Raw genomic sequence first — 21,875 nt, 5'->3', positions numbered from 1 at the left:
CACGCCCAACACGGTGATAGTATAAGATAGTTCAAAAATCACTAAGACGCAATCAAAATTTGAAAATCGTATTCTTTATTGTTCTTCGCCGTTTCAAGCTTCAAAATAATAAAGCATCATCGAAAATTCGCAAAGCGCAAATTTTTCCTAATATTCAGGCTTGAGAAAACATATATTTGGATTATGTCGGATTATTATTCGGAAAAACTTTCGGCCAAGAAGCTAAAAAAATGCTACGATATCGCGCCTCCCAGAGTCAAACAATATCTTGAAGCCGAATTCGCTTATGTCCTCGAATATATCAAACCCGATGATAGAGTACTCGAACTCGGATGCGGCTATGGACGGGTACTAAGTTGTTTGTCATCGATAGACTTGTCCATATACGGAATAGATACTTCTCTTGAAAGTCTGATGATGGCAAAATCCTTTGAGCCGGCAGGAAAGCATTTTCATTTGGCGAATATGGATGCCGGATCGCTCGGTTTTGCTGATAATGTTTTCGATGTTGTTTTATGTATCCAAAATGGAATATCGGCGATTAAGATAAATCCCGAAATACTTCTATCCGAAGCTCTTCGCGTCGCACGCCCAAAGGGGATAATCATGTTCTCCAGCTATTCCGAAAAATTCTGGGACGAACGTCTGAATTGGTTCGAACTGCAATCAAAAGAAGGTCTTCTGGGTGAGATTGATTATGACGCAACCGGCAATGGCGTTATCGTTTGCAAAGACGGCTTCCGTTCCGATACGTTTAGGCCCGATGATTTCATAAAGCTTGCAAACGAATTTAACCTCGATGTGAAAATAGAAGAAATCGACAGTTCAAGTATATTCTGTAGATTCATTGTTGATAAGTTTTTCTGAAGCAATTAATCAAAATGCCATTTTTATTTTGAATTTTCAGCTTCATCCCAATGTAGAGAATCTTACATTGTATTATCCGAATATATGGACGCATATGCCGCTCCTGAACGGATTTCCATTTATATTAGCTCTTTGGCTTATTCGAGTTTGAATCAAGACGATACGTCATTGAATAAATCGCGATAAACAGCGATTAAACGGCGGCATCGCAGGGATGCCGCCCTACTCGTTACTTCTTCTCAGGGAACGTGATAAAACCAACGACTGCTCCGGTGGGGTCTTTGACGACGCAAAATCTGCCAACCCCGGGAATATCCATCGGGCCGTGCATAACTTCGCCGCCCAATCCGGCGACTTTGCCCGCCAGGACATCAACATCGTCAACGGTGATATAGGCCATCCAGTGCGATGGTACTTGGGCGGGAACTTCGGCCGGCATATCCATCATTCCGGCGGCTTCTTTTTCCCCGGCTTTTAGAATGGTATATTTCATTCCCGGCATTTTGCTGTCGGCAAATTCCCAACCAACCAGCTCACTATAAAATTTCTCAGCCGCCGCCGCATCACGCGTCATCAATTCATTCCAGCAAAAAGTCCCATGGACCGGTTTCTCGTCAGCCATTTTATTCTCCTTTGTAATAAATTTTTGTTTTGCTAACACATCAAGGTAATGAATAGATGCGGATATTCTATCACATTGTGTAGGATAATTTAAATATGTGATAATATGAGATAGGGCGGAAGTTGAGGGATTTCAATTCCGAGATTTTTGCCAACGCTACTAATCCTCTAGATACCCATAATCAATCAACTCATAAGTCACTTTCGTCATCGGCCCGAGATTATACTCGCGTACCGTTCGTGACATGACTCCAATATTTGGAACAAGCAAACTTTCAACACCCTTAAAATAACTTAATCCCTGCTGCGAATAAAAATGTTTGAAAGCCGTAAATTCGCCACCCTGACGATATCTCACGGGGACTTTTTCAAACACATCAGGAATCGGGAAAAAAAACAGGATGCCCCAGTACCGACCAACAGTCAGGGGAAATTCATAATAATAATCACGGAGCGGATTCAGCTCCGGAATAGTGATTCGGGGAAGAGGATAAACTTCAATTCGGTTATCAACCACGGCTACATATTCCGTATCCTGACGGTCACCGTAGTCGTATACCCAGACCTTACCAAGAATATCCCCGCTGACGGTCGAAACGGTTATCGTATCGGTTACCAAAACGAATACGGTGTCATAGATATTGTTGATACTATCGTATGATTCATATTTCCAGAAAAAGGCGATATCATTGGGAAACTGCTCGATATAAAAAGTCGTCAAATTAAAATTCAATAATTCCCATGTCTCATTCACCCTTGTATGCAATTGCGCCCCGTCGGAATACTGAGAAAGATGATGGCGGTAAACCATCCCAACGCTATCGGCAATCCAGGTCGTGCTGTAATTGCCGCCGCCCTCAAAATCTCGCCACCAGATGCGATCAATTTTAGTCGCCGATGTAAATGTTCCCGCCGGAACGGAAATTGTGCCTATCTCAGTTACCCGGCTGGTGTCATCATATATATTGGGTCCGGTCCACATACTGTTAAGTTCAAATGGAAATACAAACCATTCACCGCTTTCCATCATTAAACTGTCATTTGAGATCATCAGCGTATCGCCTCTGAAAGTATAATAGCGTCGTATGACGCCGTCAGAATAATTGACATTCCACTTCATTGTCAAAAGAGTATCTTCAACCGTCAGCGTATCAACTATTGACACTTCAACCGTATCGGTTTCGCCAGTCAGGCTGTCATGAACGGCATACTCCCAATACATTCCAACCTCCTTGGGGAAATTATGTTGGGATGTCAGTACAAGTCCCATTTTTTTACTCGAGACAGGATCGTCATCGCACCCGGATATTAAAAATGCGGCTATGGCGAAAATTATCAAATTCAGGTATAAATGTCTCACAGTTTCTCCTCTTTAAACATATTCCTCGTAGAAAATCAAGCAAGAGTCGTGCCTTAAATCAACCAATTAATAACGTCAAACCGGATAATGAATTATCAATCCACCGATGAATTTCAAGCTTACCAATTTTGTACCAATCGGTACAGATGAACATATTAGGTCCATTTTAGGCGTTTATGAGTGCCCAGGCGTAAGTCCTGATTTCTTTTCAAAAAAACTGGAATTTTTATTTCTTTTTTTTTCGCATGGCAGATACCAGAAGTAATAATCCCGCGACAATCAGTACTATCGCGATCAAAGGAATATCCGGCTCGTATTGAGTCCAGATCCCCCCGATAATAAAAAGAACGCCGACCACAAACCAGAAGCCTTCAATCGCCAGACTGAATGACCTGCGCAATAACTGAATCACCAATGTAATTACGCCGATACCGATCAGGCTAATGCCAATATCCAATTCTGCGAGAAATCCAATACCGATCCAGATAAAGAACAATCCCCAGCCCAGGGTACCAAGTTTTCCGGCCTTATCATTTTGAATCGTTGGCTGTTTTTCCCCGGCTGCTTCCTGAACCATTTCCTGATCTTCCATAATACTCTCCCGGTATAAATTAAAATAAGTTGTTCAGCGCCGATGACTAACATGGATGGATTTTCAGGTGCGATAATATTTTATCGCCTCACGATAAAAAAAATAAGATGTGGAAGCAATAAAAAAAGGAAGTAGCCAATTATGATCTATTATTGCCTTGTTTCTTTTGCTTTTTAGACCCTTTATAAATCTCAAACTTCAACAGCCTGCATTCCAGAGGGCCGTTATATAACTTGATACGCCGCGTTGCCCGCAGACCGATGTTCTTGGCCGCTTCTAAATTTGAAGTCAAAATATAAGCGTCATATCCGATGAATCTCTGCTTCAAGGCATCACCGATTTTTTTATACAGCTCGTTGATTTCGGAAACCGGCATTCTTTCGCCATAGGGAGGATTAATGATTACAATCCCCTTACTCGCAGGTGGTTTTTGTCTTTCCAGTGATTTACATTCGATTTTTATATCTTTTGATAATCCTGCCAGTTTGATATTAGCCATCGTCTGGCTCACCTGGGCCGGATCAATATCGGAACCGACGATTTTACAATTTAATTGGGTTAAAATAGAAGCTTTAGCTTGACTCTTTATATTATCCCATAAATTTTTGTCAAGGTCTTTCCAGTTGAAAAATCCAAAGTACTCGCGGTTCAATCCCGCGGCAATATTTTTGGCTATTAGCCCGGCTTCAATTATAAAGGTCCCCGAGCCGCACATGAAATCAACAAATGCTGACGATCCGTCCCATCCGGACATTTTGATAATTCCCGCCGCCAGAACTTCGCTCAAGGGAGCCTTGCCGCCTTCTTTGCGATACCCGCGATGTGAAAGCGGACCGCCAGAACTGTCAAGCGATAAGGTTGCGGTTTTCTTTTTTATATGAACGTTGATTCGAATATCGGGATCAGTCGCGTCAACCGAAGGACGCTTTTCCTGCCTCTTACGAAACCAGTCGGCTATGGCATCTTTGGTTTTTTGGGCGACAAACATCGAATTTGAAAACTCGGAATAATTGATGACGGCATCGATTGCGAACGTCTGGTCGACATCCATATAATCCGACCAGTCAATTTGCGAGACATTATGATATAATTCGCCAGCCGACCCCGCTTGAAATCGTTTCACCGGTTTTAAAATTCGGGTCGCCGTGCGACACGTCAGATTTGCTTTGTATAGTATTGATTTATCACCGGAAAATCGAACCGATCTTTTCATAGGAATGACATCGGCCGCGCCGATTGCGGACAACTCATCGGCTAAAACTTCTTCGAGCCCGGACAGAGTTTTGGCGACCATTTCACCTTTTAGTATGTTTGTATTTGGAAATTTCAATCTCCATTTATCCTCGATTTGCCGCTTACTTAATTGTCACCGTATTTTCGCATCGCTGTTTTTTTTGACTATTTTCTCGTGAATTTTTTCCCGGCTTTTTTCATCCTGAGTAGCCCGGTCGAGCAAAACCAGGTCAAAATATAAATCCAATGTGTCATGCCTGTCGGGGATATAAAGCAGCTTGGTTTCAATCCGGTCGCACAGCCTGTTTTCAAAGATGGAAGATTTGAGATGAACGCCGCCGAAATTCCAGGGCTTCAATTCCGGAACCAAAACATCCTGGGTTTCAGGCAATACCAATCGCAATGAATCAATTCGCAATAATGACACTTCCTCTCGCTCAAGAGAAGGCGAAATAGTTTCCCGGGCGGTGACTTTTACCTTCACATCAAAAGAATCTACTCCCAATACATTGCCGATTTGGAAGGCGCGCATAATCATCTCGATATTATATTTATCAGTTTGCGTTTTCCAGTCAGAATCGGAAAATTCATAAAATTTCACCATAGTGTTGGAACAAGCACAAAGTGTTATTAAAAAACAAAAAATAAGCAGTCGGAGAAAAAACATACCAACTCCTTGCGAATTTATTAAGATAGCCTAAATTCTCATTATAATGAGATACGATATTTTGACGAGATTTTCAATACCCGGATTAATCATTTTTATCGCGGGGATAGATTCCGATCACATTGGGTAACTGTGAAACCAGACCCTCCTGATTATTAATCGATATTCCTGTCGAAAAATCGCCGGAGAGATTAACTTCGTAATCACCATTTTTAAGATATAGCTGGGCCTGAATGCCGCCTTCAAGATGCTGGGCGGTGATTATATTTATCGGCAGCGCCAGGAGGCGTTCATTGAATTCATACATAGTCACTTGTTCGCTACAAAATATAAACAGTGCATTACCCGCGAAATCTTCAGCCAGGGCCACTTCAGCCCATTTCCTGATTCGAGGTTCCCAGCGGTTTTCTCGATTGCGTTTTATTAGCCTTAAATTCTGAATGACGCAATTATAATTCGCGATGAGGGTATCGAGGCTGACTTCATCAAGGTCAAATATTTTGAATAGAGGTGAATCATCTCCGAACGGATCAAAAGCCGCCGCCGATAAATATTTATTTCGACGGGAAGAGTTTATATGCTCGTAGGATTTCATGTAGCCGATATGTGTCTTATAATCTATATCAAACATGCCGCCATTTATTGCGGCCGTTAGATTATGTTTCTCGCACCATTCCCTGGCGCTATGCCCCCTGGAAGCGCCGGTTTCGGAAATTGATAGAATTTTAAGATTCCAATCTTTCGGATTAATACGGACAATTGTGATTGACGAGTCCTCGCTGAGTTCATTCAGCGAAAATCGAGCTACATCAAGACCATCATCCAGATTATTCCAGATTTCGTTCGAAGGGGAAAAGGCAGGTACAAAAAAAAGCAATATGAGAAACAGAAGATTTATATATACGGTCGACGGCGCTCTCAAAATACTTATTACTCGACGGTTACGGATTTTGCGAGGTTACGCGGTTGATCGACATTACAGTCGCGCAGTACCGCCATGTGGTAGGCTAAAAGCTGTAATGGAATAACTGCCAGAAGCGGTGTAAAGCATTGTCGTATCTCCGGGATGTAAATGACATGATTCACCCTTTCGGCGATTTCGGTGTCGCCCTCGGTGGCGATTGCGATAACTTGCCCATTGCGAGCCCGAACCTGAGCGATGCTGGACATCACTTTATCATAAATCGAATCCTTGGTGGCGATAACCACGGCCGGCATATTTTCATCAATCAGCGCGATGGGGCCGTGTTTCATCTCCGCGGCCGGATATCCTTCAGCGTGGATGTATGAAATTTCCTTCAATTTCAAAGCGCCTTCGAGAGCCACCGGGAAATTGGCTCCGCGACCCAGATATAAAAAGTTGGTATGCTTATAATATGTTTCCGCTATTTTTTTAATCTCATTTTCATTGGCCAGTATTTTCTGAATTTTGTCCGGGATTGATTCTAAACCGTTGATCATTTCCCGTCCCGTATGAACCGATAAATTACGCATCCGCCCCAGCAGGATAGTTATCAGGGATAGAACCATTATCTGGGATGTGAATGCCTTGGTTGACGCTACTCCGATTTCCGGACCGGCATGAATGTATACGCCCCCATCCGATTCTCGCGCGATGGTTGAGCCGACGACATTGACGATTCCCAGAGCCTTGGCGCCTTTGCGCTGAGCTTCCCGCATCGCCGCCAGCGTATCGGCCGTTTCGCCGGATTGAGAAATTACCAGAACCATCGTTCCGTCATCTATAATCGGCGATCGATAACGGAATTCCGAAGCGTATTCGACTTCGACCGGAATCCGCGCGTATTCCTCAATCAGATATTCCCCTATTAAGGCGGCATGCCATGAAGTCCCGCAGGCGGTAATGATTATTCGTTTTATTTTGGAAAGATCCTCGAGATGATCGGTCAACCCTCGCAATCTTGAGGTTCCTTCCTCAAAATTCAGGCGCCCGCGCATAGCGTTTCGGAGCGTCTCCGGTTGTTCATGTATTTCCTTATGCATGAAATACTCAAAGCCGGCTTTTTCAATCATTTCCAACGACCATCCAATTTCTTCGGCCTTCCTTGTTATTTCAACATTTTCAACCGTCGAGATATGATAATCATTTGCAGTAACGGTGACAATTTCTTTATCTTCAAGATAGACAACTTTCTTGGTATGGCGAAGTAGCGCGGCGGCATCGGATGCGACAAAATTCTCGTCTTCGCTGATACCCAATAAGAGCGGTGCTCCGTTTCGGGCCGCTACAACTTTTTCGGGATTGCGGGCATCGATGACCGCTATTGCATAAGTTCCTTCAACATGAGTTAAAGCTATCCGAACGGCTTCGGTCAGATCACCTTCATAATAGAGGCTGATAAGGTGAGCGATTATTTCAGTATCCGTGTCGGATAGGATTTGATACCCTTCCCCCTCCAGAGCCTTGCGTAAAGCCCGGTAATTCTCAATTATGCCGTTGTGGACGACAGCGATATTTCCCGTATCGTCAAGCTGCGGATGGGCATTGAGGTCGTTTGGTACGCCGTGAGTTGCCCAACGAGTATGAGCGATTCCGGTTTTTCCGGTAAATGATTTTTCACTTAATAAGTTTTCAAGCATTTTCACCTTACCGGCGGTTTTTTCATGGATCAGTCCGGCTCCTTCGATCAACGCGATTCCGGCCGAATCATATCCCCGATATTCCAGACGCTTCAACCCCTCTATGAGAATCGGTGTTGCGATTTTATTTCCGACATAACCGACGATTCCGCACATGCTGTCACCCTTATTTTAATATTCTTCCGACTGTTTTTACCAATTTTTGAGCTAAAGTCGGTGTCCTCGCCTCGGCTATCAATCTGTATATCGGCTCCGTGTTGGATTTTCTAATATGAACCCAGCCGCCTTCCAAATCGAATCGGAGGCCGTCCCTGCGATCAACTTTAAGTTTCCCAAAAGATGACCTGATCTCTTTTTCAACTCTCAATATTTTACGTTCAAATAATCCCGGTAGTGGAGCTTTCTTTTTTATATTTTGATAGTTCGGAATGGTTCCGGCCAGCTCGCTCAGTTTTTTCCCGGATTCAGCCAGATAAGAACAGGTTAGGGCCGCGGCCACGAGAGCGTCCCGGCCGTAGTGGCACTCCGGCAAAATTACCCCACCGTTGCCTTCACCGCCGATGACAGCCTTTCTGCGGCGCATTTCCGCGATAACATTGGCCTCCCCAACCGGGCTCAAATAAACCTTACTACCCATCATTCGGGCGACGTCTGCAGTGGCCAGTGAAGTCGAAAGATTGATTGCTACCGGGCCTCTCTTTTTCCTTAAATAATGGGCAACCGCCAGGGCCAGAGTCAACTCCTCACCAATCGGCCGACCGTTTTCATCTACTAAAGCCAATCGATCGGCATCGGGATCGCAGGCCAGACCCATATTTGCCTTATACTTTTTCACCGTTTTGCCCAGCTGAGATAAACTCTCGGGAACCGGCTCCGGTTTGCGGAAAAAATCACCGTCGCCCTTGCAGTTCAACCTTATTACCTTTACTCCCAGTTTTTCCAGCAATGCCGGAAGAGCCTTGGAACCGGCGCCGTTTATGGCATCGACAACAACTTTCAACCGAGCCTTTTTTATCTTTGCCGGATTAACCGATTTTATTTTCAGTACTTTCGATATATGCCGCCTAATCGCCCCATCATCGAAAACTATCGTACCAATATTATCATGGGCAGCCAGCGGTATTTCTTTTTCCGAAGACAGAATTGTCTCGAGACGATTATATTGGGCTTTAGTAATAAATTCACCCAGACTGTTGAAAAATTTGAGGGCGTTCCATTCGGCCGGATTGTGGCTGGCTGTAATAGCGATTCCGCCCGCGGCCTTATGGTGAACCACTTCCAATTCAACGGTCGGAGTCGGGACAATACCAAGGTCAACAACATCGCATCCGGCCATCGCTAAAGTCGAACATACCAGATGAGAAAAGTGTTCGCCCGAAGGACGGCTGTCTCGTCCAACAACCACTTTGCCTTTTTTCAAAAAATGACCGAAAGCGGCGACATATTTTACGATTGTAAACGGTGTCAGAGATTGTCCGACTATTCCCCTAATCCCCGAAGTCGATTTCATCAACGGCGCTTTTTTCAAATCCTCCTCCTTGAGTAGAACCTTAAAAATACAAATTCCCTCCCCGTTAGCCAACTACAATATATCCCAATCAAGAAGAAATAGGATAATTCAAGATTATGCAAATTTATGCATAGTTCGCTCCGTGATATTGCTGACCTGCGCCTGATAGGGATTTCTAACGAGTTACAACAATTTGACTTAGGTGTTTTGGGAAAGCTTGGCATATCCCTTGCGAAAGGCCCACCAGAGAGCACACAATATGAAGAAATATTTGACATACCTGATAGTTTTACTCGGCCTGATAATCTTCTGTGGACCCGCAATGGCCAAATCATATCCGCGGGATTGGAGATTCAAAGAACTGCCTTACAATAAAGACAAATGGTATTTTGTCGATCACAAAAACTGGTATATCAAATCTCCTGACAAATGGACCCATTTCATGGGCAGCAGGGCTCTTGCTGAGGTCGCAACCGCGGCAACAAACGACAAAGCCTGGGGGAGTATCATTGCGCTGGGTTTTGGCCTCTTCAAGGAAGTCGATGATGCTTACCGGGAAGGATGGTCTCGAAGAGATATATATATGGACATCGGAGGGATAGCATCGTTTTTGATTATGCCCGAAAATACCGAATTTCTGGCATATTACGACAATTCCGCCATTATGTTTAAGATGAGTTTTATCGTGAACTAAGAAATCCTTATCCTTCGGATTTAACCAAATAATAAAAAGACCGGCGGATCCCTCTGCCGGTCTTTTTGTATGCGGTATCAGGCGATACAGATGGGGTTTAACTTCGTATTACTTCCTTTTAATATATTCCCTTATCTCCATAAATTAAATCTGTTCCATCCGTAATCGCCCGAAGGGTTTACTTTTTCTTTCCGGAACCACCCTTGTTTTTTCTTTTCAATATGATAGGCACCGGAATTAAAAAGAACAGAGCTACCAGTCCGACCGCTATGATACTATTTGTTGATCCGATATCCAATATTATCTCCTGTCTGTTCTGTATACATTAGACAGCTGAAGTTTATTCAAAGTTGCCGGAAAAATTCTTAAAAAATGTTAAAAAAACGCGAGGGGTACCAAAAATATCGATTTTATATCGTAATCATGATGTTCTTCTCAAGTGTCTGTAATCGATTGTTCGATGGCTTTTATGGTCCAATAACCGCTTGAATAATCGAATTTCCGGGCGAGTGAAATGAGGACAGATTAACTCAGTGATATATTATCAAATCCCTCACATACGGCGCTTCACAAAGTGTCACATTATAACAATAACATCGCAAACGCCCACTGTGATGTGCATTTTTGGGCCACGTACTACTCTTGAATGAAATTTTCTTTAATCCAGGTGATTTTATCGGCTGGGCCCTTCAAAATCTGGTCCCAATCAGGTATTGGATTATAGAAGAAACTTTCATAGCGTATAGTTACAGCATCCGAGATATCATGAAAATCATACCGGGCGCCATACATTTCCTTGAAGAATATCGGGTAATTATATCGGTCAGAGAATTCCACGATTTCATTTCTATCAAGATTATTAAGAATAGCGCCGGTAAGGGCAACCTGGAACGTAAAAATTCGCCTCCGCTCCTCGGGCGCACATTCTTCCTTAAGCGCAGAATCGGCGCACAAACGCAAGTATGTTTCGGTCCATTTATTAAATAAACCCTTCTCGGGGCGCGTCGCCAAGCAGGCGGCATTGAAATAAGGTCGGATAGTGTCGCCGTCTGCCGGCGTCACCATCGAAAAAACGGTCGATGGATCGATTTGCATTATCTCGTAAGCTCTACTCCAGTAAGAATCGAGTTCATCGGCAAACAAGGGACTAATATTTCTATGCATAACCGGCCGATAGCCCAAATTTACGCCGTCAGCCAAAATGAATTCATCGGGTTGCTGCAGAATGATAGTATCGCTTCCGAGAAACACGACAATTTTGGCGGTATCTTTGGCGTCGTTCTCGGCCGCTGCGGCTGAGAAAACCATCCCTGATAGAAAATACCATGAAGCTTCCTCGGGGATGTTAACAATTTTATATTCAGCATTAAGTCCTTTGAGCTGTTCCAATATTTCGGAACCCGAATCCGCTACCTTAGGCGATACATAAATCCGAAACGGTGCGTCGCGATATTCGCCGCCGAATTTCCTGATACTCTTAATAAGGCCATGGATATTTGTTAGCTGCGGTTCTACACCGGCATAACACGCGAATAACACAGGAATCCGGTTATCAGCCGTCATGGAATCATTTTGTCCGCAGGCCATATGAATAAGGGCCAATGCAATAGTTAACAGGATTAGGGTTGTTTTCATAAAAACATTCTCCATCGATTTGTTTTTGATAAATTAATTTCCGGTGATAATCTGAAATTAGTAAATGCTTAAAACATAGAATTTTCATGCAATAATAAAAAATCATATTAACGGCCCATTCTGCGCCGCTTGATACAATGCTATCATAATTTAATATAAGCACGAATTATTATAAAAAATGCTTAACCGGGCTCAAAACTTCCCGGATTTTATTTCAATTCCTGTGCCAGCTCCCAGAGGTCAACGTAAGACGAATCAACGCTGAAGACTTCATGGATCATGGAGCCATCGCCGTTCAATTCTCCGGTCGCCTGATAGTTGAATTTCTGGACAAACACGAGATAATCGTCAACAATCGGCGTCTGCAGCTGGCAAAGCCCCTCGACAAATTTTTCTTTACCTGGATAACGGGCCGACTCAAAATCATAAATTGTCTCCCATTGGCAATTGCCCTTATCCAGAATGTACAGGTAACGCCGCCAGACTTTGTCCATGTCTCCACCGCCGGAACGGGCCATGATAAACCGGGACGAATCGGGGAAGAGGTAGCTGCCGTCGAGATTGACCGCTGCGTCAAGATTGGGGAAATTCTCACCGATGCACATCAAACGAATATTATCGCCCTCAACTTTCCATTTGGTCATAATGGCGCTGACTCTTTTCCGGCTTTTGACGTCAACCAAAGAGGCATATATAATTCCCTCATCGACAACCTCCAGCGTCGCCTGGGCCATGTTGGTGTACCAGGGAGGCAGGCCGTAATATTTGCCCTGTTCATCGGGGAACTCGCCAATTTTTTCAATATATTCCATTGGTTCGAGTTCGTTCCAACCCATGATATCATGAGCGACAAATGAATCTGACGCCTCGTCAAACGTGCCTATGAAATATTTGAGCCGTTCTTTGGCGATAACTATTTCGGTACCTGATGCGGTACTCGAATCGGTTTGTTGACCCGATTCACAGGCGGCTAATATTATGATAACCGCCAACCCTGCAAAAAGTAGTTTTCTCATGCGGATAATATATGTTATGGGTAGAAATTTGTAAAGAGAAGACATTGATAACAAATTTACGCGCCCTTGACATAAAAAGCAATTACCGTATATTCTGCCTATGTTGCTGGCTATCGACATAGGTAATATCAATACCGTCCTTGGGGTATTCGAAAACGAGAATCTAATCGAAGATTTTCGGGTCGCTTCGGCCTTGAATTTGACCGTTGATGAAGCAGGGCTTTTCATATCGTCGCTTTTTCATCATCATATTGACGCTGAATTAAGTCAGGTTAAACGAGTCGCGATCTGCTCGGTGGTGCCTCATTTAACCGATATCTGTGGAAAGATGATAATAAAATATTTTAATCTTGATCCATTGATAATCTCAAGTAGAATAAATCTTCCATTCAAAATTGACTATCCCAAACCAGAAGAAATCGGAGCCGACCGTCTGGCCAATGCCGCGGCCGGGTTTGCTCGATTTAAAACGGGCTTAATCGTTGTTGATCTGGGGACAGCCACTACTTTTGATGTTATTTCTGAAGACGGCTCTTATATAGGAGGTATAATCGCCCCGGGACCGCAAACGGCAGGGGCGAATCTAGCCAAGATGGCGGCACAATTATTTGAAGTCGATATCGCAAAACCCGATACGGTTATCGGGAAATCGACAGCCCATGCCATTAAATCGGGCCTTCATTTCGGTACCGTTGGGATGATCGATTATATCGTTGAAAAAATATTTGAGGAGACCGGAAAAAAGTGTAAAGTTGTCGCAACAGGCGGTGCGGCCAACTCGTATATTGCTGATTCCAAATATCTTAGCGAGCATCTACCAACTCTGACACTGGAGGGAATTAAAATTATCGCTAATTGTAATGCTGGCTGAATTTATAGGGAACTTTTGAGAGAACACTCAGTTTAAAGAACTTATTAAAAATCGCTTGACAATTTTATCGCGATTTTTTTTATTGGCAATCCGTTAGCACTCGTTCGCGGCGAGTGCTAACAAGCGAAAATAAAAAACCAGATTGAAGAAGTAATATTAAGGAGGATTTAACATGGCAGTAAAACCGTTGGCCGATCGGGTCTTGATTAAACCGACCGAAGCGGCCGAAGTCAAAAAAGGCGGAATTATTATTCCCGATACCGCCAAGGAAAAGCCGATGCAGGGCGAGGTTATGGAAATCGGAACCGGTCGCCAGACCGAAGACGGCAAAGTTATCCCGATGACCGTCAAAAAAGGCGACAAAATATTGTATGGTAAGTATTCCGGTACGGAAATCTCAATCGACGATACAGAGATGCTTATCATGCGTGAATCTGATGTTTTGGCCATTATTGAATAAATAAGGAGTGATAAAAATGTCAAAGATTATAGAATATGACGCGATTGCTCGCGACAAACTACTCAGGGGTATCGACCAACTGGCTAACGCCGTCAGGATCACTCTGGGACCGCGCGGCCGCAATGTCAGTGTTGATAAAAAATTCGGTTCTCCCACGATTACCAAGGACGGTGTCACCGTCGCCAAGGAGATCGAACTGGAAGATCCGTTTGAAAACATGGGCTCCCAGATGGTCAAGGAAGTTGCCTCCAGGACTTCCGATGTTGCCGGTGACGGCACCACCACCGCGACCGTTCTGGCCCAGGCTATCTACAAAGAAGGCGTCAAGCATATTACGGCCGGAGCCAACGCTATGGCCGTCAAGCGCGGAATTGACAAAGCCGTTGAAACCGCCGTTGAAAGTATCAGAAGCCAGTCCAAGCCGGTTTCCGGCAAAGAAGAAATCAGCCAGGTCGGTGCGATTTCTGCCAACAATGACAAATTCATCGGCGACAAGATTGCCGAAGCGATGGAAAAGGTCGGCAAAGACGGCGTTATTACTATCGAGGAATCTAAAACCGCCGAGACCTATATGGATGTCGTCGAGGGGATGCAGTTCGATCGAGGTTATCTGTCGCCTTATTTCGTGACCGATCCCGATTCAATGGAAGCGGTTCTCGAAGATAGTCTGGTTCTCATTCATGACAAGAAAATCTCGAACATGAAAGACCTTTTGCCGGTCCTCGAAAAAATCGCTCAGATGGGCAAGCCCCTGTTGATTATCGCCGAGGACATCGAAGGCGAAGCTCTGGCGACACTGGTTGTCAACAAACTGCGCAACACTATCAAAGTTTGTGCCGTTAAGGCTCCGGGATTCGGCGACCGCCGCAAGGCGATGCTTGATGATATCGCGATTCTCACCGGCGGCCGGGTAATTTCCGAAGAAATCGGATTCAAGCTCGAAAACGCCGTAGTCGAAGATCTGGGCAACGCTAAGAAAATCTCCATTGACAAAGACAACACCACGATCGTCGAAGGGGCCGGATCGACCGATGATATTAAGGCTCGGATCGACAGCATCCGCAAGCAAATTGAAGAAACCAGTTCCGATTACGACCGCGAAAAACTGCAGGAACGCCTGGCCAAGCTGGCCGGCGGCGTGGCCGTTATCAACGTCGGCGCGGCTACTGAAACCGAAATGAAAGAAAAGAAATCCCGCGTCGAAGACGCACTCAACGCGACCCGCGCGGCGGTTGAAGAAGGTATCGTTCCCGGCGGCGGCGTGGTTATGCTTCGTGCTATCAAAGCAGTTGATGCCTGTGAAAAATGCGAAGGCGACGAGAAAATCGGCAAACTGATTATCAAGCGCGCTCTCGAAGAGCCGGTTCGTCAGATCGCCGACAACGCCGGTGTCGAACCGTCAATCGTCGTCAGTAAACTCCGCGATGAGAAGGAAGCCTTCGGTTACAACGCTCAGACCGACGTTTACGAAGACCTCTTCAAAGCCGGTGTCATCGACCCGACCAAGGTCGCGCGCTCCGCTTTGGAAAACGCCGGTTCCATCGCCGGTCTGCTTCTGACCACCGATTGCATCGTGGCCGACAAGCCCGAAAAGGACAAAGGTCCGGCTATGCCCGACATGGGCGGTATGGGCGGCATGGGTGGTATGGGCGGCGGCATGTACTAAGCCGTCTCCTGATTTACTTAGGACGACTCACATTATTTATACATCTTGGAAGGAGATGGCATTATCCAGTGCCATCCTCTTTTTATTGATATGGAGAAGGATTATGAAGTATCCAACAAAGTGCAAGGAAGAAATTGATTCATTGATGGATCAATTGATGGAAAAATTAAATGAATTTAATTATCCGAAGGATTTATATTGTACGAAAACACTTTGTAGATGTTTTATGAGTTCAATCTTTTCGTTGATTAGGAGTGCATATGCGACAATAGAAGGCAGGGAAATAGTTGGATTTAATGTATTGGGTCGAAGTATAACTGAGTATCTTATTGATTTACGATATATTGCTGCAAACAATGACGTCAAGATCAATAGGAGATTTATCAATTATTATAAATTATTACTTTACTGGAATCGAGATGAGTTTAAGTTTATTGATGTAGATAAAGATCAACTAGAAAGTAATTACAGAAATTATTTAGCTAACGAATTCAGTGAATTGATTATAACGGCCAAAAAGAAAAATGATGCAAAAGACAAATTAAGTTTATCAGAGCTGGATAAAAGTGTAAAATCGAAATATAAAAAAAGTTGGTCGGGCCTAAATTCAGTAGATAGACTCAATAATGTCATTAAGCATTATGACAATTCAATAATAAATAAATACTTACCCTTTGCATTTAAGTTTTTATCAAATTATACTCACCCGACAGTATATGGCTGTATTCCTTACTTCAGGACTGTTGATCATTCGTTTTATTTGGATTACGATAAGAAATGTGATGCAATGGAAGAAGAGGAAGGTGTAATGTATTTGGCGATTGAAATAACAGTAGAAGCGCTGTGCAAGACCTTACCTGCCAATGAAAGTCATGAAATAGATAATTTAGTTGAATCGATAGTGTCAAGTTCTCCCAAATTACTTGAGATACGAGACTCATATTCAGACGATTGAAAATCCCCCCTTGGCGCGGAAACCGCGCCCCTAAGGATGATTTATTAAATTGGATATTTGCTGTTGCCTGCAAATATGTGATTGCTGAATAATTAATTTTCACATATTTTTTACTCATTATGAAATTGCCCAATCGTAAAAACATTCGCCTGAAAGATTATGATTATTCCACCGAGGGCGCATATTTCGTTACAATTTGCACCCAAAACAAATTTCCATTATTCGGGCATGTTGTGAATGATTCGATAAGATTAAATCAAAGCGGCAAAATCGTCTGCGAATGCCTACTCAATTTACCGCATAATATCCATATATCATCAACTTGATGAATTTATCATCTTGCCTGATCATCTGCACACAATTTTGATTTATACCTCAAATGTTACCCGTAGGGGTCGCTCGCGAGCGACCCGAATTGCGGGCTCGTCGCGACGAGCCCCTGCAAACCATAATCCAATTATCGAAATCAAGATTAAACCGTTGGGGCAAATTATTGGTGCTTTAAAAATGCGGGCAACCAAACTCATACATAAGACAGGTCGTTGTCAAAATCGTTCTATCTGGCAGCGCAATTACTACGAACATATCATCCGCAATGAAAACGATTTGGAAAAAACTCGATAATATATCCAAAACAATCCGTTAAAATGGTCACTCGACAAATATCATCTCGATTAATAAAATCTCGATTTAATCCAGCAACAACAAACGGCAAATCCGTCGAAGTTTGGATTTCTTACGTAATAGATTTCAATTAACCGATTCCCCTAAAAAAAAATACCCCGGCCGAAACCGACCGGGGTGTGGTTATTTTTCTGTCACTGTATGCTACATAGGTTTGACGTTGACAGCTTCGGGACCGTTGCGTCCCTCGCCAAGTTCAAACTCTACCTTCTGGCCGTCTTCCAGCGTCCGATAGCCATCGCCGGTGATGTTAGAAAAATGAACAAACAGATCTTCCCCCCCCCCTTCGGGAACGATAAAACCGTAACCTTTGGAGGTGTTAAACCACTTCACAGTACCTTGATTCACAGGTAACTCCTTGAGGCCCGCAGTAACCCGCGGACCAGCGCATTATTCTTCCCTCAAATTAACTGATGTATGTCCTTGAGGGCGTAAGGAAGCACACATATTCTTAACTAATAAGAAAACAGATTTTTCGAATATGTCAAGCAGACATTTTAACAAAATCAAATAAATTTCGTTCCCGTAACATGTTAGGGAAATCAGAAAAACTCAAATGAAACCCCCAAATTATGCTAAATATCGCTTCAGTGAGGCTTTTGAACTACCGCCGCAATACGCATACTATCCCGTTTTGGTTTTGAAAATTTCAGGCAGTTATAAAGACTAACAAGTTTGAATCCCGATGTCTGGGTAACAGCTTTGATCTCGGTGGCGGTATAACCCCGCTCGGCGTGAATCTCGTCGAACCGCTCCCATATTTTTCCTTTGCGAACAAAAAACGTCGCCTTGACTTCGGCCTGTTTGGCTTTCGGGTAATAGCAGTTTTTCCAGATCCAGGCGACATCTTCGGTTTCATCGGCGTAGATTTCCGAACCCCAGAGGACTTTCATCGCCTCCGGAGTATTGACATCGAATATAAAGTAACCGCCGGGGTAAAGGGCACGGTTAACACAGGTGAATACTTTTTTTAAATCATCTAGGGATAGAACATAATTAAGCGAATCAAAATAGCAGGTTACCAGATCGACTTGTTGGGGAATTGAAAAAGAGGTCATCGGTGATTGCGACAATATCAATTTCACTTTTTCTTTCGTTGCTTTTTTGGCGGCCATCGCCAGCATATCGGCCGAAGCGTCGATTCCGAAGACTTCCGTGTTTTTCCTGGCCCACATTACCGCGGCGGTCCCGGTGCCGCACGCCAGGTCAAGAATCGATTTGGGGCGGTAGCGGAGGCGTGATAGTATGCGCTTAGTATAATGAAACATCTTAACCGAAAAATTATCCGATCCGATTTTATCGTACACGCGAGCAAATTTACGATATGATGACATCATCTCTTCCACCTGAAACATCAGTACACTTTTACATCACCAGGAAAATATCTGACTGAAGAAGGAAAAGCAATCATTGTTATGTGCGATTCGAATTTTGATTCAAGAAATTTTGGTCGATTACCTGTGCAAATTTTACACAACAGCGATTTTTAGGTTAATGTTTTTTAAGCGATTGACATAAAGGATATTAAGAAATCACCGATAATTTTATCAGATTGCTTAATATGTAAAAGAAGAGGCTGTGCATCTTTTTTTGTATGGCCGAACTTTTTTCACAACTCATGAAAGGAGTTACACATGGCGACACGGCGTAAACCCAGAAAGGCTCGCCCGAAAGTTCGCAGAACTCGCATCAAAAAGGTTGCTCGAGTTTGGGCTCGCGACGAAATTTCATTCCTGCGCAAATACTACCGCTACCACGATACCGCATGGTGCGCACGTCAGCTTGGACGTACCGTATATTCCGTACGTTACAAAGCCAGCGACTTAAGCATTCGCAAGGCTAATCCGTCCAAGTGGAAAAATCCGCCTAAAGGCAAGGTGACCTTCGGTTACAAAACCAGGCCGACCACCCGTCGCAAAACGACCCGTGCCAAAAAGACCACTCGCTGGGCTCGCACACGGAAGAACAATCGTCGTTCCCGTTGGTAAACCGATTTAAGGTTTTTCAATAAAAAGCGGCCCGACGATGGGCCGTTTTTTTTTGAATATTTCTTGCAATAATCCATACTCTAAATAGATATCCTGCAACTTTTGTAAGGAATATGCGTTAAAAACGACTGCCGGGCATTATTGACATTATGAGTTTTTTGCGTATCATTTAACGCGAGATAATTGTTTGTTCTTTGAAAACTGAATCTGTGTTCTCACGCAGATTCGTTTCGAAATTTGGGGGGTGACCAGGTTTCGACGGATCAGGTGGGGAATTGTCAGCGCGCCGAGATTGTCGGATACTCTCGTAAACTATTCGGCAACCATAAATAATTGGCGAATATGATTACGCCATGGCTGCCTAGTAAATAGTGCAGCTCGTCTTACCGGAAGTTATGCCTTCTACGTCCGGATAAGGCGTCGCAAAAGAAGGCTCGGCTTTGCATAGTCCGGATGCAGGGCTTAAATTTACGGGCTGGTTTATGGTCTAAGCCTGCCGTTTGGCTTGATTGTAGACGAGATTTAATAAAACGGACACGCGCGTAGAAGATGATTTGACGCCTTTTTCGGACGGGGGTTCGATTCCCCCCACCTCCATTAATATTTAAAGTAAATCTTGGCTTAACTAATTCTTCTTCCTAACGACGTAGCCAATTTTGATAGAAAGGTTTGGAAACGATTTTTTGTCCAAGTTCTGCTAAATTCAAGAATGGATCTATTTCTTCTCTAATTTTTTCAACATCTCCGCTGTTTTTGTATTCTGAGGATTCAATTCAAGCGACTTCCGGTAGTAATCAAGAGCCATAACAGTGTCGGCTCTTAACAAGCATGTCTCTGCAAGAGCGTCATATCCTTCCCAAAATTCAGGGAACTCTGACACCATTGTCTGAAGAATCAAGATGGCGTTATCGTAATCACCGCGCTCGGCCACCTGCCGACCGACCCAGTACAGGTACTTCTGGTCGGGCACAATGAAGTTGGTTGTATCATCTTTCAGCTGCAGGTATTCACCCACTGCCGCCGGGATACCCGCATGCGTGGCGATATCTTCCTCTACATACTGCATAAGACTATGTTTAATACGGATATGTTCATAAGGCCTATTATTGATTATCTGATATATTTTCAATACCATTTCGTTGCCCTCACAGAGAAAACTACAGTTACTGCAGATAATAATAATCTGTTCTTTGCCGCTGAAATGGAAGTGGTTTGATTTAAATAACTTATTAGTTCCATCATGCCAGTAGACTGACTGTTCCTCCCCGGAGTCCGGATCCTCGATAACGGCAATCTCTCCCACAAATCCATTGCCACAGGTTCCAAAGAACTCTTTTACGAGATAGTCGGAAATGTTAGGAATAGGAGGACGAGATTTTATATTTCTCAGTTTTAGATACATATCCATGTATGGTTTAGACAGCAGGTTATCCGAAGAAAGCGCCAGACTGAACTTGAATAAATCCTGGACTGTTGAAATTATTGAACCATAACCAAAGCCACAGATAGCGGGATCATAAGAGTTCATGTCCTCATTCCACGTGACATATCGCCCCCCCGGATTCTGGTAGGAAACGGCCATGTTTTCCGTTGTCAGACCTTTTTCCGCGCGCATAGGGTATGGGACATGTCCAGCGGTTTTAGGATTTGTTCACGAAGTACCTCTTCATAGGCTTTTCCGGTGACCTTCTCTATGATAAGACCGAGGATAAAATATCCGGCATTGCTATACCCATAGCCTTTACCTGGATCAAAACGAAGCCCTTCTTGAGCAAGCTGTCTGAGAAATTCCTGAAGGTATTCATCTTTGGTGGATGCGTAATAATATTTCTCAATACCTTCGGGAAATGGAAGACCGGAGGTGTGACAGAGAAGCATTTCAACAGTGATGTTTTTCCCGATATCTTCAGGGAAATCCGGCAAAAAGCCGGCTATGGTATTGTCTAGTCTGAGTTTTCCTTTTTCCACCAGCTGCATTACAAGCATGGCCGTGAATTGTTTGGAAATCGATCCGATCCCGAACTGGGTTTCGGGTGTGTTTGGAATACTTCTCTTCACATCGGCTACTCCATAGCCTTTCGCGAAGATAACTTCACCTTTCTCGGCAACCAAAATGGATCCCATGAAGCCTTGATTGACGACGTAGTTACTCATGAGGTCGTCGATCTTTAACTGCAGAGATGACGACCAAACCTGAGAAGTCAAATTCAGAACGAAGACAAAAGAAAATAATTTCAACCACATACCACGATTCCTTTCCAGGCAATTGTCCTTAAGACCTTGCTTTGCTTTGTTCATTTCATTAAGTAGCTTCGACTAATCGGGCGTCAGCGCGAACGGCTCCTTTCTTAAACAGAAAGCTACTTGCTCGCCAGCGATTCCTCTATCCGGATTCAGCCACACATACTTTCTATGGAATACGTTTATACCATCCGAATGTTTCACCTGAACTGGC

The 21,875-nt window shown here is 43.8% G+C and carries 20 protein-coding genes and 1 other RNA gene; 7 read left to right on the top strand and 14 right to left on the bottom strand.

Going from position 1 to position 21,875, the window contains the following annotated elements:
- Nucleotides 1-183 precede the first annotated feature (183 nt).
- Entirely contained in the window at nucleotides 184-867 is a 684-nt protein-coding gene (locus tag V3V99_12815) for a class I SAM-dependent methyltransferase (GenBank protein ID MEE9443538.1), read from the top strand.
- Nucleotides 868-1,096: 229 nt separating this feature from the next.
- On the opposite strand, the gene V3V99_12810 is transcribed toward V3V99_12815, so the two are convergent.
- The 8 genes from V3V99_12810 to glmM all read right to left on the bottom strand — a co-directional run bounded on the left by V3V99_12810 (nucleotide 1,097) and on the right by glmM (nucleotide 9,469).
- Nucleotides 1,097-1,489, bottom strand: coding sequence for a VOC family protein (locus V3V99_12810; protein MEE9443537.1), 393 nt, complete (start codon nucleotides 1,487-1,489; stop codon nucleotides 1,097-1,099).
- A 159-nt stretch (nucleotides 1,490-1,648) separates the two neighbouring features.
- Nucleotides 1,649-2,848 carry a hypothetical protein gene (locus V3V99_12805; protein ID MEE9443536.1) on the bottom strand — a complete coding sequence of 400 codons (1,200 nt, stop codon included), beginning with the start codon at nucleotides 2,846-2,848 and terminating at the stop codon, nucleotides 1,649-1,651.
- A gap of 226 nt (nucleotides 2,849-3,074) precedes the next feature.
- Nucleotides 3,075-3,440 carry a hypothetical protein gene (locus tag V3V99_12800; GenBank protein MEE9443535.1) on the bottom strand — a complete coding sequence of 122 codons (366 nt, stop codon included), beginning with the start codon at nucleotides 3,438-3,440 and terminating at the stop codon, nucleotides 3,075-3,077.
- Nucleotides 3,441-3,579: 139 nt separating this feature from the next.
- Nucleotides 3,580-4,770, bottom strand: coding sequence for a THUMP domain-containing protein (locus V3V99_12795; protein ID MEE9443534.1), 1,191 nt, complete (start codon nucleotides 4,768-4,770; stop codon nucleotides 3,580-3,582).
- 36 nt (nucleotides 4,771-4,806) lie between these two features.
- Complete coding sequence (locus V3V99_12790) at nucleotides 4,807-5,205, bottom strand: hypothetical protein (protein MEE9443533.1); 399 nt, start codon at nucleotides 5,203-5,205, stop codon at nucleotides 4,807-4,809.
- 220 nt (nucleotides 5,206-5,425) lie between these two features.
- Nucleotides 5,426-6,262 (bottom strand): phosphodiester glycosidase family protein, encoded by an 837-nt coding sequence (locus V3V99_12785; GenBank protein MEE9443532.1) that lies wholly within the window; start codon nucleotides 6,260-6,262, stop codon nucleotides 5,426-5,428.
- 8 nt (nucleotides 6,263-6,270) lie between these two features.
- Nucleotides 6,271-8,097, bottom strand: coding sequence for a glutamine--fructose-6-phosphate transaminase (isomerizing) (gene glmS, locus V3V99_12780; protein MEE9443531.1), 1,827 nt, complete (start codon nucleotides 8,095-8,097; stop codon nucleotides 6,271-6,273).
- Nucleotides 8,098-8,107: 10 nt separating this feature from the next.
- Nucleotides 8,108-9,469: a phosphoglucosamine mutase gene (gene glmM / locus V3V99_12775; GenBank protein MEE9443530.1), complete on the bottom strand. Its 1,362-nt coding sequence runs from the start codon at nucleotides 9,467-9,469 to the stop codon at nucleotides 8,108-8,110.
- A 241-nt stretch (nucleotides 9,470-9,710) separates the two neighbouring features.
- Between glmM and V3V99_12770 the strand changes: the two genes are divergently transcribed.
- Nucleotides 9,711-10,145, top strand: a complete 435-nt coding sequence (locus V3V99_12770) for a hypothetical protein (protein MEE9443529.1) — start codon at nucleotides 9,711-9,713, stop codon at nucleotides 10,143-10,145.
- A gap of 636 nt (nucleotides 10,146-10,781) precedes the next feature.
- Here V3V99_12770 and V3V99_12765 read toward each other — a convergent pair.
- Nucleotides 10,782-11,780 (bottom strand): hypothetical protein, encoded by a 999-nt coding sequence (locus tag V3V99_12765; GenBank protein ID MEE9443528.1) that lies wholly within the window; start codon nucleotides 11,778-11,780, stop codon nucleotides 10,782-10,784.
- Nucleotides 11,781-11,989: 209 nt separating this feature from the next.
- The gene (locus V3V99_12760) at nucleotides 11,990-12,796 is read right to left on the bottom strand and encodes a hypothetical protein (protein MEE9443527.1); all 807 of its coding nucleotides are present in this window, start codon (nucleotides 12,794-12,796) and stop codon (nucleotides 11,990-11,992) included.
- A gap of 100 nt (nucleotides 12,797-12,896) precedes the next feature.
- Here V3V99_12760 and V3V99_12755 point away from each other — a divergent pair, with 100 nt between their 5' ends.
- The 4 genes from V3V99_12755 to V3V99_12740 all read left to right on the top strand — a co-directional run bounded on the left by V3V99_12755 (nucleotide 12,897) and on the right by V3V99_12740 (nucleotide 16,748).
- On the top strand, nucleotides 12,897-13,667 hold the full coding sequence (locus V3V99_12755; protein ID MEE9443526.1) for a type III pantothenate kinase: 771 nt from the start codon (nucleotides 12,897-12,899) through the stop codon (nucleotides 13,665-13,667).
- Between the two features lie 172 nt (nucleotides 13,668-13,839).
- Nucleotides 13,840-14,127 (top strand): co-chaperone GroES, encoded by a 288-nt coding sequence (locus V3V99_12750; protein ID MEE9443525.1) that lies wholly within the window; start codon nucleotides 13,840-13,842, stop codon nucleotides 14,125-14,127.
- Nucleotides 14,128-14,143: 16 nt separating this feature from the next.
- Complete coding sequence (gene groL / locus V3V99_12745) at nucleotides 14,144-15,793, top strand: chaperonin GroEL (GenBank protein ID MEE9443524.1); 1,650 nt, start codon at nucleotides 14,144-14,146, stop codon at nucleotides 15,791-15,793.
- A 103-nt stretch (nucleotides 15,794-15,896) separates the two neighbouring features.
- Nucleotides 15,897-16,748, top strand: a complete 852-nt coding sequence (locus V3V99_12740; protein ID MEE9443523.1) for a DUF5677 domain-containing protein — start codon at nucleotides 15,897-15,899, stop codon at nucleotides 16,746-16,748.
- Between the two features lie 828 nt (nucleotides 16,749-17,576).
- On the opposite strand, the gene V3V99_12735 is transcribed toward V3V99_12740, so the two are convergent.
- Nucleotides 17,577-17,780 carry a cold-shock protein gene (locus tag V3V99_12735; GenBank protein MEE9443522.1) on the bottom strand — a complete coding sequence of 68 codons (204 nt, stop codon included), beginning with the start codon at nucleotides 17,778-17,780 and terminating at the stop codon, nucleotides 17,577-17,579.
- Nucleotides 17,781-18,019: 239 nt separating this feature from the next.
- On the bottom strand, nucleotides 18,020-18,769 hold the full coding sequence (locus tag V3V99_12730) for a class I SAM-dependent methyltransferase (protein MEE9443521.1): 750 nt from the start codon (nucleotides 18,767-18,769) through the stop codon (nucleotides 18,020-18,022).
- A gap of 891 nt (nucleotides 18,770-19,660) precedes the next feature.
- On the opposite strand from V3V99_12730, the gene ssrA reads away from it, so the two are divergent.
- Nucleotides 19,661-20,020, top strand: a transfer-messenger RNA (tmRNA) gene (ssrA, locus tag V3V99_12725).
- Between the two features lie 115 nt (nucleotides 20,021-20,135).
- Here the strand turns inward: ssrA and V3V99_12720 are convergent.
- The gene (locus V3V99_12720; GenBank protein MEE9443520.1) at nucleotides 20,136-21,035 is read right to left on the bottom strand and encodes a hypothetical protein; all 900 of its coding nucleotides are present in this window, start codon (nucleotides 21,033-21,035) and stop codon (nucleotides 20,136-20,138) included.
- Entirely contained in the window at nucleotides 21,014-21,718 is a 705-nt protein-coding gene (locus V3V99_12715; GenBank protein ID MEE9443519.1) for a serine hydrolase domain-containing protein, read from the bottom strand. The genes V3V99_12720 and V3V99_12715 overlap by 22 nt, the downstream gene beginning before the upstream one ends.
- Nucleotides 21,719-21,875 lie beyond the last annotated feature (157 nt).

Source organism: Candidatus Zixiibacteriota bacterium (assembly GCA_036480375.1).
In the GTDB taxonomy this organism is placed as follows: domain Bacteria; phylum Zixibacteria; class MSB-5A5; order GN15; family JAAZOE01; genus JAZGGI01.
The sequence above is the reverse complement of the archived record's forward strand: the minus strand, read 5'-3'. Positions and strand labels throughout refer to the sequence as shown.

Excerpts from the sequence above, each read along its gene's own strand:
- V3V99_12815 (MEE9443538.1), top strand. The coding sequence starts at position 184 with ATGTCGGATTATTATTCGGAAAAACTTTCGGCCAAGAAGCTAAAAAAA.
- V3V99_12810 (MEE9443537.1), bottom strand. The coding sequence starts at position 1,489 with ATGGCTGACGAGAAACCGGTCCATGGGACTTTTTGCTGGAATGAATTG.
- V3V99_12800 (MEE9443535.1), bottom strand. The coding sequence starts at position 3,440 with ATGGAAGATCAGGAAATGGTTCAGGAAGCAGCCGGGGAAAAACAGCCA.
- V3V99_12790 (MEE9443533.1), bottom strand. The coding sequence starts at position 5,205 with ATGCGCGCCTTCCAAATCGGCAATGTATTGGGAGTAGATTCTTTTGAT.
- glmS (MEE9443531.1), bottom strand. The coding sequence starts at position 8,097 with ATGTGCGGAATCGTCGGTTATGTCGGAAATAAAATCGCAACACCGATT.
- V3V99_12770 (MEE9443529.1), top strand. The coding sequence starts at position 9,711 with ATGAAGAAATATTTGACATACCTGATAGTTTTACTCGGCCTGATAATC.
- V3V99_12765 (MEE9443528.1), bottom strand. The coding sequence starts at position 11,780 with ATGAAAACAACCCTAATCCTGTTAACTATTGCATTGGCCCTTATTCAT.
- V3V99_12760 (MEE9443527.1), bottom strand. The coding sequence starts at position 12,796 with ATGAGAAAACTACTTTTTGCAGGGTTGGCGGTTATCATAATATTAGCC.
- V3V99_12755 (MEE9443526.1), top strand. The coding sequence starts at position 12,897 with ATGTTGCTGGCTATCGACATAGGTAATATCAATACCGTCCTTGGGGTA.
- V3V99_12750 (MEE9443525.1), top strand. The coding sequence starts at position 13,840 with ATGGCAGTAAAACCGTTGGCCGATCGGGTCTTGATTAAACCGACCGAA.
- groL (MEE9443524.1), top strand. The coding sequence starts at position 14,144 with ATGTCAAAGATTATAGAATATGACGCGATTGCTCGCGACAAACTACTC.
- V3V99_12740 (MEE9443523.1), top strand. The coding sequence starts at position 15,897 with ATGAAGTATCCAACAAAGTGCAAGGAAGAAATTGATTCATTGATGGAT.
- V3V99_12730 (MEE9443521.1), bottom strand. The coding sequence starts at position 18,769 with ATGATGTCATCATATCGTAAATTTGCTCGCGTGTACGATAAAATCGGA.
- V3V99_12720 (MEE9443520.1), bottom strand. The coding sequence starts at position 21,035 with ATGCGCGCGGAAAAAGGTCTGACAACGGAAAACATGGCCGTTTCCTAC.
- V3V99_12715 (MEE9443519.1), bottom strand. The coding sequence starts at position 21,718 with ATGAACAAAGCAAAGCAAGGTCTTAAGGACAATTGCCTGGAAAGGAAT.